This is a genomic window from Bacillus cereus group sp. MYBK139-1 (genome assembly GCF_051916915.1).
In the GTDB taxonomy this organism is placed as follows: domain Bacteria; phylum Bacillota; class Bacilli; order Bacillales; family Bacillaceae_G; genus Bacillus_A; species Bacillus_A pacificus.
In genome coordinates, this window is record NZ_JBQAHO010000001.1 from 432,506 (window position 1) to 445,938 (window position 13,433).

Consider the following 13,433-nt stretch of genomic DNA (forward strand, 5'->3'; position numbering starts at 1 on the left):
GGTCGGAAAATAAAGGTTGCATAATATATAGTTGCAAATTTCTCATTAATTCTGATGTTAAAGACTATATGAAAATAGTACATTTACAAATAATTAAAAACTTTATATTTAAATTAAACGATATTAAACGAGGTGTAATATTCCGATTATTCATATTGATTATACAAAAAAAAGAAGGAGAATAATAGGCTTGTTATTAATTTCTATTGACCTTAGTATTTAAAGGGTCATAAGAACTTTAACTTTACTACAAAATGTATGCCCTTTCATTTTAGGAGAAAAAATATTTTGGGACATACAAGATAAAGGAGTGATGTTTATAAAAAAAGTTTGTTCCATCAGTATAATTTGTCTCTTTTTTTTATGTTCTTGTTTTAGCTCAAACAGCAAACCCGCATCTAAAAAAGAGAAGAGCGACGAAGCAAAGATTACTAAACAAAAGAATTGGGGATTTAAAGCAATATATTCTGATGAGACTAAGATTAATGACTATAAGTCATTACCTAAAGTCAAAGTAGCAATATTGGATAGTGGGATTAATAAAAATCATCAAGATTTAAAAGGAAAAATTGTAAAAGATTATAATGCTATTAATCCAGGAAACGAAAATGTTGATAATTATGGACATGGGACTGCAGTTGCTGGAATCATAGCCGCCCATGATGATGATTTAGGTCTCACTGGAATATCCCCTAATGCAGAGATTTATGACGTTAAAGTTCTCGATGACAAAGGTTTAGCAGATATTGATACATTAATTAAAGGTATACAATGGTGCATTCAAGAAAATGTGCAAATAATGAATATTAGTTTCGGTGTACAATCAGATAATCCGAAATTAAAAGAAGCTATAGATGAAGCATTAGACAAGGGAATCATAATTGTTGCAGCTTCAGGAAATACATTAGGATTATCAGTTGATTATCCAGCTAAATATGAAAATGTAATATCTGTTTCAGCAATAAAAGAAAATTTAAAACGATCTGGTGTATCTGCAAAAGGGAAAATAGATTATGCAGCTCCCGGAATAAATATCTTAACTACTGATAATAAAGGTGACTATTCATATTATAGTGGTACCTCTTTTGCTACTGCGTATGTTACGGGTACTGTAGCAGTCCTATTAGCACAAAAAGATATAATTTTCAATAGTCAGAATATTAAATCTTATTTAAATGATAAAACTAAAGATCTAGGTGAAAAAGGATATGATTCTGAATATGGTTCTGGATTAATAATGATAGATTGAAAGAGGAGATCGATTAATGAAAAACGTAATTGTTAAAATATTAGTGTTTTCTATGTTACTTACTTTACTTCCTAATATACAATATGTAAAAGCAGATACAGGAATACAAGATAAAGTAACTTCCGTTGATGTAAGTAAAGTGGAATCTGAAGTAAATAAAGAATTAGGAATTGAAGTTTCAAATGAATTAAAGATTAATATAGAAAAAGAAACAGACGAAAAGGTCGTAGTTAATACAACTTTAGACACAACAGATTTATCAGTTTCAACAGATATCGACATGAACCTTGAAACAGGGGGAATTACTGTATTCGGTAAGACGGTTGATGAAAATGGTGAAGAAACCCAACAAAACTTTGATGTTTATGTACAAGAAGTTGAAGGAAATGACTTTATAGCTACATTCGTTGATCAAGAAACAGGAAAAGAATATGAAGTTAATACCCTAAAAGCAAGTGCTTCTATTTGGCCTGTAGTAGTAGCGGCTGTGGCTAGATATGGTATACAATATGCAATAAAAAAGTATGGAAAACAAGCAGTAACTTCAGCAATGAAACAGGTTCCCAAGAGTATAAATAAGGTTGATGATAAATTCCTTAAAAGAAAAGGTATTGATGCTCACGAATTAAAAAGAGACTACTTGGGTAGAAGTGTTAGTATTTCAAAATATGATATCTATGTGGATAAGAAAACAGGAAGACTTTGGATTTACCTAAAAGGTGGAAAAGGAACTCCGATACCAACTGATTCATTTATAAAATAAAAAAATCTAAAGTCATTTGTGAAAAAATGACTTTAGATTTTTAGTTATAATGAATTATAAGTATGAAGTAAAGGATAAAATTTATTATCCTTTACTTCAAATATTAATAGGGATGTGTTAAATAATTTGAGTACATTAATAAATGTAGAACTAGCCATTTTCGGAGAAATATTTAATCCAGAAGAGCTAACTAAACAATTTAATTTAGAACCAACGATGACTTATAAAAAAGGTGACTTTATTAGAGGTAATTCGTTATTTATTCGGGAAGAAACAAACTGGAGTATTGAAACAGGGTATGAAGAATCTCTTAATGCAGAAGAGGTTGTAAAAAAGTTAATTTCCATATTGGAACATAAAAAAAATGAAATAATTAATATGCAAAGTAAACATAATCTAAAATGCAAATTATCTGTTGTTGTAAAAATAGAAAATAATGAAGTCCCTTCTTTATGTTTTGATCAACATACTATTGGTTTTATCAATAGTATTGGTGCGGAAATTGATATTTGTCTATACTTATTGTAAGTCTAGCGGTAGGATTAAAATATTTGTTAAATGATGCAATGTACCTTTGATAGTGTCTGCGATAAAATGTTTGCCCTAAGCATTAAATTGAATTCTACTTCTGATAAAAGATAGGGCCTTCCTTAAGAGGAGGGTTCTTACAAACTAACTGTATAGGTGAAGATGGACAACAGCAACCAGAAAGTAGCTTTTAATATTAATTGAAGATAGTCTCTATGAACGAAATGATTCTACTAGTATTAAAATAAAGAGTCTAACTTTATGGATAAGGAATTGAAGGCTAATACATCGTATAAATATGTAGTAACAGCGGTTGATTTAGCTGGAAATGAATCTAGTAGAAGTGATGTATTGGATGTAACAACAAAGGCAGAGGATTCCACATATGAAAAATGGGATGCGAGAAAAGCATATACTAAAGGTGATAGAGTAGTATATGAGGGGAAAGTGTATGAAGCAGTTCAAGGTTATCAAGGCAATGGTGACACAAATTGGATTTTTGCCCTATCGCTTTGGAAGCCAGTTTTGAGTAAATGATAAGCAGGAAAATGTAGTTAATATTTTTGAATTTTTCTTTGGAAATAAACGGCCGTTCAAAATATAAATTCTCAAATGGTTTAAATGATTTGCAAATAAATTTAATCTCCATCTATTGTTTACGAAATGAAATCGAAAAAGAATCCCAATGGTACTCCATTGGGATTCTTTATTTTCTAATTTGTAATAGCATAAATTTGCACAGTGAATTTGTTAGTGGCACCAATTGGACTTGCGATATAATATTTGGTATTTGTGTAAGCTTCAGTCCTAAATTCATGTGAAATATTTTTCCAACGAATAGAATCAGTACCTAGGGGAACATCAATCATTACATTGAAAGAGATAGTAGAAGGATGATCTTTTTCTGAAGGTACAATAACCCATTTCAATTCTTTGGTACCTACAGGTAAACTATCAATTTTAAAGTTTTGACTGGATCGATTTTTTTGTCCGGATAAAGGACTAGATATGGTTGCTTGTTTTATTTTATTGTAGGAATAATACATGTTTGCATAGGTAGTTTAATTCCTTCATTCATACAATATTATGGAAGAACCCCTGATCAATTAGGTGTTTTAATATTTTTTCAATTTACGGGTTTTTATTTGGTGTTCTAAGTTCACCCATACTAGTAAGAAAGTATCATTATTTTAAAACAATAACATTAGGTATTTTAGTAATATCCATCGTTCTAGGAGGTTTTATATATATTAAAGAATGGGCATATTTAACTGTTATTTGCTTTGTATTAGGCTATGGAGCAGGTTTGTTAGAAACTACGATGGGTTCCTTTATTATTTCAGCAGAAAGGAATAGTGCTGCTAAATTTAGCATTCTCGAAGTATGGTTTGGGGTTGGGGCGCTAGGGTTTCCGTTACTAGTTAATTATATTATAAAATTTTATGAATGGTATTTTATTCTTTATGGGATATTACTATTCTTTATTTTTACACTATTTGTTTGGTACATGTTTGGACGTACAAAATTTCTAAATTTTTCTCTTCAAAATAATGAAAAGGGAGGAGCATCCCTTTCCTCATTTACTCTAAAATTTAAAAGTGAAAAGATTACAGTTATATTATTCATTTCACTTTTTGCATTGAGTCTAGGTTGTATTATTTTAAAAATGAGGAAAATTGCAACTTACGGTAACGAAAGTGCCAAAAAGGTAGAAGGTATGAAAAATTTATAGAAAAAATTTAATAATATGAAAAAGTTAATTTTATTTGGAATTCCTAAAAAAGTTGATAAAGTTAAAAATTCTGTATTTGGGCTTTGTTTTATATATTGTGCTGTGTAATATATAAAACAGAGATACTTCAAATATAAAAATGATATGCAACAGTGACCAGTTCGCAGGTAATAAAAAGTTATTTTAATTAGCTTTTCAGATTAATCTAAGAGGGGTTTGTTATCGAATGGAGATAAAAATTAGTAAAAAGGATAAGATTGATATCTCTAAAAAATTAAAGTCTTTTTTGGCTGAACAATATTCACTGGAATTGGGTGAATACATAAGCTATGAGTTACTTGAATTCATAATAAAGGAATTAAATCCACATTTTAATCAAGTTACTAGGGATAGGTTGGAAATGTTGTTAAAGAATATAGAGAAAGATATATACAGTCAATAGACTTTATATGAGAATTGAAAAACTATAATATCATTTTTTAAAATTATAAAAGGAAATATGTTACTGAAAAGTAAGGAGACAATCCATTACTTTTCTAAAAAGCAATTAGGTCCGTACAATGATGTATTAAAGTGATTCCGAAGGGATTTTGGATGCTGAAGAGAGTACAAGTGAGTTAAAAAAGAAAGGTGTATAGGCGCCTTTCTTTTTTGAAGGAGATTTTTATATTTTGAGATAGCGCCACATCGCTATCAACTTAAGAAATTAATTGTTCCCTAAAACGAAAAAAATAAACTAAATGTCCTTGGTTACCTATGAAAAGAATAAATTTTTGTTTTGGGAGTACTTCAAAATGTTAGCTTGATAGCGATGTGAATGGACCCCCTGATTAAAGTTACACTTCATTCCACGCCACTCTCTAAAATAGAAAAAGATACATTTTCACAATCAATTTCTGCCATCGCACCGTAAGGTAAAATAAACTTCGGTTCAGTATGGCCGAAATTTAAATTATAAAGAATCGGCAAATCTTCTAAGTTATGTTCTTTCATTACTTGCAGTATTTCGTGTTTATATTCTTCATAATACATTTCGTCTTTTGGTTTACCAAAAATGATGCCTTTTGCTTTTTGGAGAATGCCTTGCGCTGCATAATTTCGTAACCAATACTTTATATAACTTGGTTCTGGATGATCTTCAGAAGTTTCAAAGAAGAGAATACTATCCTCCCAATGTTTGCTCTCAGGCCAAAGCTCCGTTCCTTTTGTAAATTCTAATACTTCTATACAGCCACCAATTAAACGTCCTTGTACAGTAGTAGAGCCTTGAAGTAACTCATATCCATTGTTTTGCTGCATCGTACGCCTTGTATCTTTATTTACCTCTATCCATTCTAAACGCTCACTCGTCCATTCAGGCGCTGGTTGAATTTCGCCAATCATTTCATTGGAAAAGAGAGTTCGATTTACCATTTCAACCGTATATGGATCCATCTCTACATTTTCGGCAAAGTCGGTCAAAATTGCTGGACCGTAAAAGGAGGAAATTCCTGCTTTATGACAAAATAAATGTGAAATGGTAACGTCAGAGTATCCCATAAAAATTTTCGGATTTTCACGTATTGCATTAAAATCTATATAGGGAAGTAGGCGAATGCTATCTTGACCGCCAATATTCGCAATAATTGCTTTCACGCGCGTATCTTGAAATGCTGTCATTAAATCTTCCGCACGAGCTTGTGGGTTGTTATAAATGAATTCGCTACCTTTTAAACTATTCGGCATGGGAACAACCGTAAGACCGAAAACTTCTTCTAATCTCTTTACTCCTTGTTCATAACGCCATCTTATCTCAGAATCGCCTGCGCCTCCCCATGAAGGACTTACTGTTGCCACGATATCACCTGGCTGTAATCTGTTTGGTTTCTTTAACATATTAACTCCGCTCCTACATAATGTAATAGACTACGACTATACATGTAGCTTTGAAAAATATGATGCATCACATTATTTTCTTCATCATCAATCTGTTTACCTGCTGTGATTCAAGAATTTAGCATTCGTGTTGAATATATTTAAAAGTTACAGTATGCAAGATTGCATAAGAACGATGGTTGCTATTTTCTACAATCTGTAACTGTAATGATTATAAGTTGGTCGTATTCAATCCGAAAAATAAAATCATCATGAATGGAGAGGTTACAGCTTTTCCTGAGCAAGAGAGCTATCGCCTTTAGGCATGGGATGAAAGTGAGGTTGGATACGGAGTGTCACTAAAAATCGCAATGTTCGTGGTACTTTAAGTGTCCGAAGTATAGGTAGTTTCTTCGGTTTTTTTGTTGGGATTTTTAGGGGAGTATTCTTTAATTATTAGATAGAGAGGTAAAATAAAAATACACCTAATTACTAGGTGTATTTTTTAGACTTGAAAACCACATATGTATTGGAGATTTCTCTCGGGTAGAGTGTATCACAATAGAAATCATGCGTATACATAATATTTGCTATATTAAATGGTTTCCGAATAGATATGGAAATTGAAAACTAAATAAATCTCAATTTTGGTAACTTAAATACCTGTACCATGCTCAGAATTAGCAGGGGCGCCACCAGTGTCGCCGATGTTTAATGCAGGAGCGCCGCCAGTATGTCCCTCAGAAAAAGAAGGAGCAGGTGGAGAAGGGAAGTGAGCATGTCCAGCTTGATTTGTGAAACCTGCGTTTAAGCCAAATGCAGCAATACCCGTAAAAGCAATACCTATAGCGATTTTACCAATTGTTTTTTTCATTTCTTTAACCCTCTTTCATTTGATTTTTTTGCTACTGTACTATTAAAGAAGTATAAACTTGCTTTCTCATGTTGTTGTTTGTTATAAAACGCAAGAGCTAGTTTTTCAAGATATTCAGAAACGTAACTATATAAGGATTCTCTATTGAAGTATTCAATTCCTTTTAAAACAATCGGTTCAATTTGATCTAATTCATTCTGGTTCGTGAAAACTTCTAATATAGCAAAATGATGTTTATACTCTTCATTACCAAGTTCAGAAATAAGTTGTTTCCCTATCTTAATGTAGTGGTTTGCTTTGTCTATAAGTCCTAATTTTTCATGTTCTTGTGCAAGTAAGAATATAGCTTTGTAGTGAGATGGGATTTTTTCGACGACTTGCGTCAAGTGACGGATTGCTTCTTCAGATAGATTTTGACTTGCGTATAATAGTCCTAAATTACCACGCACAAAAAGTTGTAATGATTCCTCATTTAATTTTTGAAGAATATCTAATGCTTTGTTATAACTTTCTTCAGCTTGTTCAAAATGTCCTACGTCTACATAAGAAGCACCAAGTACACTTAAACAGGAAGAAATATTTCTTTCACATCCGTGTTGCGATTCGAAAATTTCTAATGCTTTAGAAGCATTTACAATCGCAAAACTTGGTTGTTGTTGATGGTAATGATAAGTTGCAAATCGGTAATAGAAATCAGCATGTTCAATTTGAGTGTGTCCGGATAAGAGTGCCTGTGCTTTTAAGAAATATTCGCCTGCTTCCTGATACTTATTGATAGCTGTTAAATGCATCGCTTTATAATAATGATATAGATAAGATAAATGTTTATCTTCTGGTTTTTCTTGGTCTTCTATGATTTGAAAACTATTTTTCGTGATTGATAGTCCATCTGTCAGAGCTGTATGTCGGAACTGAAGTAATGCGTAATATAAATGATAAAGTGGAAATGTTTCTGTTTCTTTCAAAAACATTTCTTCATGTTCTTTTTTAGCTTCTTGAAACTGAATTTGTGCTTCCTTAACGTTATGCGTTAAGATTGCATGGTACCAAGCTTCTAAATGTTTTGTTGTATATGTATGTCCCTTTAATGAAATGTTCATATTAGCCCCCTTGTATATTTTTCTATATAATTGTAACTATAATGGTAACACAATAAAAAGTAATTATATGGAATTTTTATTGATAAATAATATTCTGAATTTTTTAGAGCTTGTAAAACCTGTCAATCCTTGTGTTTTTATAGTGTTTTCTATGTTTTTTGGGGGAAAGGGAACACAAGTGACTATAGAATCTTAAGAAAATGACGTCACATGCACAGTGCTAAAATAAAAGTTGAGAAAGTATGCATGGGATGTCAATAGGATGAAAAGATAACCCCCTAGTTATATAGCTAGGGGGGTGTGTTAAATAGTTTCACCGTGAGCTTCTAGTTTTGGAGCAGGGAAATGTTCGTGCCCCTCAAGTTTCGGAGCAGGAGTATCGCCAATATTGAAAGCAGGAGCCCAAGTATCAGCATGTGAATCCAATTTCGAGCTTAAATCAGCATGTGTCTCTTGTTTCGGAGCCCAGGTATCCCCTTTATTATATGATGAAATAGGAGGTCTTCCATGATCATAAGCAGGAGCCCCGCCGTGGTCTCCATGGCTTTCTAATTTCGGAGCAAAAGTTTCACCGTGCTCAGCTTTTACAACGCCGCCATCCCCAATATTTACACCAAAAAGACCAAAGCTAAACACTGATAACCCTACAACAGCTGTACTAATTTTTCTTTTCAATCTATATCTCTCCTTTTGTTATGTTTTTTCATTTTGTCTAAACGTGGTAGATAAAATGAAATGAATCGTAAAAAATTACCAATTATATTACGATATACGAATAATTCTGTGTAATATTTTGTAAAACCTCCTTAGAATTTGAATTTTATGAAAATAAAATTCGACATGGTTCAGTTTTCAACTAGTTGAATAGAATTTGATTGAGTTTTTATAAAGCTATTGGTTAACCTTAGGATCGAAAGTAGTTCTTAATTTCTTTATACCGTGCCCATAAGGTTATTTTAGCTTTGAATTAACTATTATAATTCGAGAATTTATTCCTCTTGCTGTATATTTAAAAATTACAGTATGCAACATTGCATAAGAAAGAGGGTTGCTATTTCACACGACCTGTAACTATAATAGTTACATGTTGGTCGTATCCAATCAAAAATAAAATCATCATGAATGGAGATGTTTCATAATGGGTATGAAAAAAATAATTTTAGCAGGTGCTTTAGGAATCGCAGCATTATCAGGAACGAATGTACCAGGACTAGAAGTAACAAAAGCGAGTGCAGCTTCTATAGAATCTAATTTCTCAACATTAGAAGGACGAGTAGTAGAAGTAGATAACGGTGTAATTGTTGTTAAATCTAAGCAATACGAAGAACCTGTTAGTGTATATATAGATTCATTTTCAAATGTGAAAGTAGGAGATGAAGTAAAAGCTACTGGATCTATGATGCGTAATTTTACAGAATATATGGTTGCAACTGCAATTGAAAATACAACAAACAAGTTAGGCATGCACATGAAAGAAGATGGCTCACCTGATTATGTAATTGGAGAAGTATCAAAAGTAGGAACGATGAAAGATGAGGGAGACGGTGCTACTAAATATGTCGTAGTTGAGTATCCATCGCTAAACGGGAAGAAAGTTATTATTGATGTTTTCTTGACAAAGGGGCAAGTGTTTAAAGCGGGTGAGAAAGTGAAAATTGATATGAGGTATGTAGGCTGGGGTGGCAGTTCTATTAATTGGAACACAACGGATCATATCGAAAAGGTTTATGAGGTAAAGAACAACGCTGTGAATAATGATGATGTTTGGATTTGGTCTTAATTAGACTCCTGTAAATAATAAACGGATTATGCAGTACCTAGCAAATGGTCATACACATGACTATTTGCTAGGTACTTTTTTGTTTTGTATTTTTTGAGAATAAGGGATTCCTGACTAGAATATGATGTTTAAATCGGAGCGAATTTAAAAAATACAATGATGAAAGAGGTGTTTACATATGGAGCGAGATGAGAATTATTTACGAGCTAAAAAAAGGGTGGAGAACTTAAAAGCGTTTTACATTCATTTAACGGTCTATATACTAGTGAACTTAATGCTTTTTTTCATAAATATAAGCTCTGATTCAAGTAAATTATGGTTTTTATATCCACTTGGAGGTTGGGGGATCGGTATCGTTATACATGGTCTAACAACTTTTCCATTTGGGATATTCGGAAAAGAGTGGGAAGAACGAAAGATTAAAGAATATATGGAGAAAGATAAGTAAATTTATGAATATAAACCTCTGTGAGCACACGCTTGATGCGAAGCCTATCCTATAGCTTCGCCTATTTGTTTTGTATTCGAAGTTTGTGCGATTGAGAGTGTTCCTATTCACTTTTCAGCGTAAATAGCATATGAAATCAAAACTTTACTTGTAGTACATAATAAATACAGTTGTTACCCTTTTTAAATTACATGTAGATATAGGATAAAGTTGATTTATCATCCTATATGAAAATAAAAATAAACCACTGTTCGATTTGAATATTCCACGATATAATGGTGAGAGTTTATATCTGAAGAAATATTTGCATAAGAAGTGAGGTACTATATGAAAAAAAGAACGACAGACATTATTTTTATTATTATTGGTGCATTCCTTTTTGCTTTAGGTGTCAATTTATTTGTTATTCCGAATGAGTTTGGTGAGGGCGGAGTAACAGGTATCACGATTATTACGTACTACTTATTTGAGTGGTCACCAGGTTTAGTCAATTTAATTTTAAATGCGATTTTGTTAATAGTCGGTTATAAATTTTTAAATAAAATCACAACGATTTATACGATTATCGCTGTAGTTACGAACTCGCTATTTCTTCATTTAACAGAAGGATGGACGATTGCTTCTGATGAAATGCTCGTAAATGCTATTTTTGGTGGAATATTTATCGGGTGCGGGATTGGTCTTATTATTCGCGTTGGTGGAACGACAGCAGGTACTACCATCTTAGCACGGATGACGCATAAATATTTAGGATGGAGCATTAGCTATGGTCTACTGTTCTTCGATTTAATCGTTGCGTTTTCATCTTATTTCATCATTGGTGCAGAAAAACTGATGCTGACAATTATTATGTTATATGTAGGAACGAAAGTAATGGAATTTGTAATTGAAGGATTAAATCCGAAAAAGGCCATTACGATTATTTCCGATAATCCGGATGAAATTGCCGGGAAGGTGACTTCGTTAATGGGCAGAGGGGTTACTGTGTATTCAGGTCATGGTTATTACACGAAAACGCCGAAGGACATTCTTTATGTTGTTATTAATAAGCAAGAAGTAGTGAAGCTAAAGCGAATTGTTCAAACTACAGATCCGGCTGCGTTCATTGCTATACATGATGTTCGTGACGTATTCGGAGAAGGATTTGTTGATATTTCGAAGGCTTAAAAGTTGTTTTTGGTTAAAATAATCTTAATACTGAAACGTGAGAATCTATTTTGAATAGTCTTTTTTCAAAATAGATTCTTTTTTATTAAACACCATTCACTTTCAGTTCGAACTTTTACATTTTAAAGAAAACTGCCTATAGAACGTTCCAGTCTGTTCTTTAATTTTGAAATGTGAGAGTTGAATAACAATGGATTATATGTGATTTTTTAATCTACTCCCCATGAGTTCCGCCATTTGTTTTGCATCTGGATTTTCTTCATCGTACAATTTCTCAATAATGTTAATATAATCCGTCTCATTTCGATTTTGGCTTAATTTATATGCAGCCTGGATGTCTCCCACCTTAATCTTAAATCCAACTATACCTTTCAGTTCATTTTCTAAGAGAGTAGGGGAAAGTTTATCCCATAATACTGGATTTTCACGATGCTCTTCATATTTTTGCAGCATTGTTGTTAATTCATCTATTAATTCCTCTTTATTTAAAATACTTGCTTTACCATATATATGGACAGCTTGATAATTCCATGTTGGAACTTCTTCATTTTCATACCAAGAAGAAGAGATATAAGAGTGCGGTCCCTGAAACATTACAAGAACATCCTCACAGGTTTCAAATGTTCTCCACTGGGGGTTCCCATAAGCCATATGTCCAGTAATAAAATAATCATCACCTTGTTTAGTTAACCCAAAAGGTAAATGAGTTGCGATTGGTTTCTCTTTTTTTGTTGTGACGATTGTTCCAAAAGAGTTTTTTTGAACAAACTCCCAAATTTCATCAACATTTGTGACTTTAAAATATTTTGGAATATACATAGTAGCCCACCTCTCAAAAAAGTTATATGAGTGTTTTAATCATTATAAGGTCAACTTGTTCGTCATCTCCCATATAAAAGGAGTGAGAGCCAGCTTGTACAAACCCTAATTTTTTATAAAAAGCAATAGCATTTTCATTTTTTTCCCATACGCCTAGCCAAATATTCTTTTTATTATTTGCTATTGCAATTTCCATAGCGTTATTTAGTAGATATTTGCCAAGACCATGTTTTTGAAAGGAGCTCTTTATATAAATTCTCTCGACTTCAAGTGATTCATCGCCCATTTCTTCAGACTGAGCATCATCAGTATTGATCTTCAGATACCCAGCAATTGCATCGTTGAAGTAGACAAAAAAGAATTGAGAAGAGATATTGGATAATTCTTTTTCTAATTGTTTTAAGTTAAATGCCTTTTCCAAATAATGATGCATATTTTCGGGTGAATTCTGATGTTTAAAAGTCTCATTAAATGTTTCATAACTAATTTCTTGAAGTCTGTGTATATCTTCAAGGGTGCACTTTTCTATATGTGTAGTCATTTGAATAGTTAGCTCCTTTATATAATCAATAATTTCTCTTATTTCCCTTTTTTACAAATTCCCAATCTTTTTCTATATTTTTTCTTACTCTTTGAAGAAGGTTAGAAATAGTTTCCGCTTCTGTTTCCGAAAATCCTTCTAATGCAACAGTATTGGAATAATCATTTTCTCTCTTAATAAAAGGATAGACATTTTTTCCTTTTTCTGTTGGGAAAAGTTTTTTGATTTTTTTGTTAGATACATCTTCTTTCTTTTCGATAAATCCATTGATTTCAAGCTTTTTGATGGCACGGGCTGCGGTTGTACGATCTACTTTTATCATCTCAGATAGCTTTTCTTGAATGATTCCTGAGTTTTCACATATTCGCACAAGGTACAAATACTGACCTTTTGTAAGCTCATATTCTTTGAATTCTATATTACTAATAGAATCTAATGCCCTTGCAATCATGCCAATTTCACGAAGAATGTCTTTCATAATGAACTCCTTATCTTATTATTTTTATTGCAAATGCAACAATTTGAAGTTACATTTAATATAAAATATTTTTATTGTAAATGCAACAAAAATGACGATA

14 protein-coding genes and 4 pseudogenes are annotated in these 13,433 nt (G+C 32.2%); 10 read left to right on the forward strand and 8 right to left on the reverse strand.

The features are described 5' to 3' along the window. Nucleotides 1-313 precede the first annotated feature (313 nt). From ACTFRS_RS02215 to ACTFRS_RS02230, 4 genes and pseudogenes are all read left to right on the forward strand, one after another. Nucleotides 314-1,249: a S8 family peptidase gene (locus ACTFRS_RS02215; RefSeq protein ID WP_193387741.1), complete on the forward strand. Its 936-nt coding sequence runs from the start codon at nucleotides 314-316 to the stop codon at nucleotides 1,247-1,249. 16 nt (nucleotides 1,250-1,265) lie between these two features. Next, nucleotides 1,266-2,012 carry an SAR2788 family putative toxin gene (locus tag ACTFRS_RS02220; protein WP_000800054.1) on the forward strand — a complete coding sequence of 249 codons (747 nt, stop codon included), beginning with the start codon at nucleotides 1,266-1,268 and terminating at the stop codon, nucleotides 2,010-2,012. Between the two features lie 126 nt (nucleotides 2,013-2,138). Next, nucleotides 2,139-2,540, forward strand: coding sequence for a DUF4279 domain-containing protein (locus ACTFRS_RS02225; RefSeq protein WP_000105602.1), 402 nt, complete (start codon nucleotides 2,139-2,141; stop codon nucleotides 2,538-2,540). Between the two features lie 252 nt (nucleotides 2,541-2,792). Then, a pseudogene (locus ACTFRS_RS02230) lies at nucleotides 2,793-3,077 on the forward strand (carbohydrate-binding protein); the annotation flags it as partial. A 176-nt stretch (nucleotides 3,078-3,253) separates the two neighbouring features. Here the strand turns inward: ACTFRS_RS02230 and ACTFRS_RS02235 are convergent. Further along, a pseudogene (locus ACTFRS_RS02235) lies at nucleotides 3,254-3,556 on the reverse strand (hypothetical protein); the annotation flags it as partial. Between the two features lie 36 nt (nucleotides 3,557-3,592). Here ACTFRS_RS02235 and ACTFRS_RS02240 point away from each other — a divergent pair. The 3 genes and pseudogenes from ACTFRS_RS02240 to ACTFRS_RS02250 all read left to right on the forward strand — a co-directional run. Then, nucleotides 3,593-4,179 (forward strand): annotated as a pseudogene (locus ACTFRS_RS02240) (MFS transporter); the annotation flags it as partial. A 319-nt stretch (nucleotides 4,180-4,498) separates the two neighbouring features. After that, nucleotides 4,499-4,714: a DUF2164 family protein gene (locus ACTFRS_RS02245; RefSeq protein WP_000403244.1), complete on the forward strand. Its 216-nt coding sequence runs from the start codon at nucleotides 4,499-4,501 to the stop codon at nucleotides 4,712-4,714. Nucleotides 4,715-4,750: 36 nt separating this feature from the next. Then, nucleotides 4,751-4,849: pseudogene (locus tag ACTFRS_RS02250) on the forward strand (HXXEE domain-containing protein); the annotation flags it as partial. 266 nt (nucleotides 4,850-5,115) lie between these two features. On the opposite strand, the gene ACTFRS_RS02255 reads toward ACTFRS_RS02250, so the two are convergent. The 4 genes from ACTFRS_RS02255 to ACTFRS_RS02270 all read right to left on the reverse strand — a co-directional run bounded on the left by ACTFRS_RS02255 (nucleotide 5,116) and on the right by ACTFRS_RS02270 (nucleotide 8,775). Continuing rightward, complete coding sequence (locus ACTFRS_RS02255) at nucleotides 5,116-6,147, reverse strand: S66 family peptidase (RefSeq protein WP_242294980.1); 1,032 nt, start codon at nucleotides 6,145-6,147, stop codon at nucleotides 5,116-5,118. A gap of 634 nt (nucleotides 6,148-6,781) precedes the next feature. Further along, on the reverse strand, nucleotides 6,782-7,000 hold the full coding sequence (locus ACTFRS_RS02260; RefSeq protein ID WP_242294981.1) for a hypothetical protein: 219 nt from the start codon (nucleotides 6,998-7,000) through the stop codon (nucleotides 6,782-6,784). Further along, nucleotides 6,997-8,100: a tetratricopeptide repeat protein gene (locus tag ACTFRS_RS02265; protein WP_440024379.1), complete on the reverse strand. Its 1,104-nt coding sequence runs from the start codon at nucleotides 8,098-8,100 to the stop codon at nucleotides 6,997-6,999. The genes ACTFRS_RS02260 and ACTFRS_RS02265 overlap by 4 nt, the downstream gene beginning before the upstream one ends. Nucleotides 8,101-8,403: 303 nt before the next feature. Further along, a complete protein-coding gene (locus tag ACTFRS_RS02270; RefSeq protein ID WP_318160565.1) occupies nucleotides 8,404-8,775 on the reverse strand; it encodes a hypothetical protein in 372 nt (123 codons plus the stop codon). Nucleotides 8,776-9,238: 463 nt separating this feature from the next. Between ACTFRS_RS02270 and ACTFRS_RS02275 the strand changes: the two genes are divergently transcribed. The 3 genes from ACTFRS_RS02275 to ACTFRS_RS02285 all read left to right on the forward strand — a co-directional run bounded on the left by ACTFRS_RS02275 (nucleotide 9,239) and on the right by ACTFRS_RS02285 (nucleotide 11,495). Continuing rightward, on the forward strand, nucleotides 9,239-9,880 hold the full coding sequence (locus ACTFRS_RS02275; RefSeq protein ID WP_242294518.1) for a hypothetical protein: 642 nt from the start codon (nucleotides 9,239-9,241) through the stop codon (nucleotides 9,878-9,880). Between the two features lie 178 nt (nucleotides 9,881-10,058). Further along, nucleotides 10,059-10,328 carry a 2TM domain-containing protein gene (locus tag ACTFRS_RS02280; protein ID WP_000438994.1) on the forward strand — a complete coding sequence of 90 codons (270 nt, stop codon included), beginning with the start codon at nucleotides 10,059-10,061 and terminating at the stop codon, nucleotides 10,326-10,328. A 327-nt stretch (nucleotides 10,329-10,655) separates the two neighbouring features. Then, entirely contained in the window at nucleotides 10,656-11,495 is an 840-nt protein-coding gene (locus tag ACTFRS_RS02285) for a YitT family protein (protein WP_016717994.1), read from the forward strand. 195 nt (nucleotides 11,496-11,690) lie between these two features. Here ACTFRS_RS02285 and paiB read toward each other — a convergent pair whose 3' ends face one another. From paiB to ACTFRS_RS02300, 3 genes are read right to left on the reverse strand one after another with little or no spacing between them, the layout of a single operon-like run. After that, nucleotides 11,691-12,314: a protease synthase/sporulation negative transcriptional regulator PaiB gene (gene paiB, locus ACTFRS_RS02290; RefSeq protein WP_318160566.1), complete on the reverse strand. Its 624-nt coding sequence runs from the start codon at nucleotides 12,312-12,314 to the stop codon at nucleotides 11,691-11,693. Between the two features lie 22 nt (nucleotides 12,315-12,336). Continuing rightward, nucleotides 12,337-12,855 (reverse strand): GNAT family N-acetyltransferase, encoded by a 519-nt coding sequence (locus ACTFRS_RS02295; protein WP_270709642.1) that lies wholly within the window; start codon nucleotides 12,853-12,855, stop codon nucleotides 12,337-12,339. Nucleotides 12,856-12,880: 25 nt separating this feature from the next. Then, complete coding sequence (locus tag ACTFRS_RS02300; protein WP_440024378.1) at nucleotides 12,881-13,333, reverse strand: MarR family winged helix-turn-helix transcriptional regulator; 453 nt, start codon at nucleotides 13,331-13,333, stop codon at nucleotides 12,881-12,883. Nucleotides 13,334-13,433 lie beyond the last annotated feature (100 nt).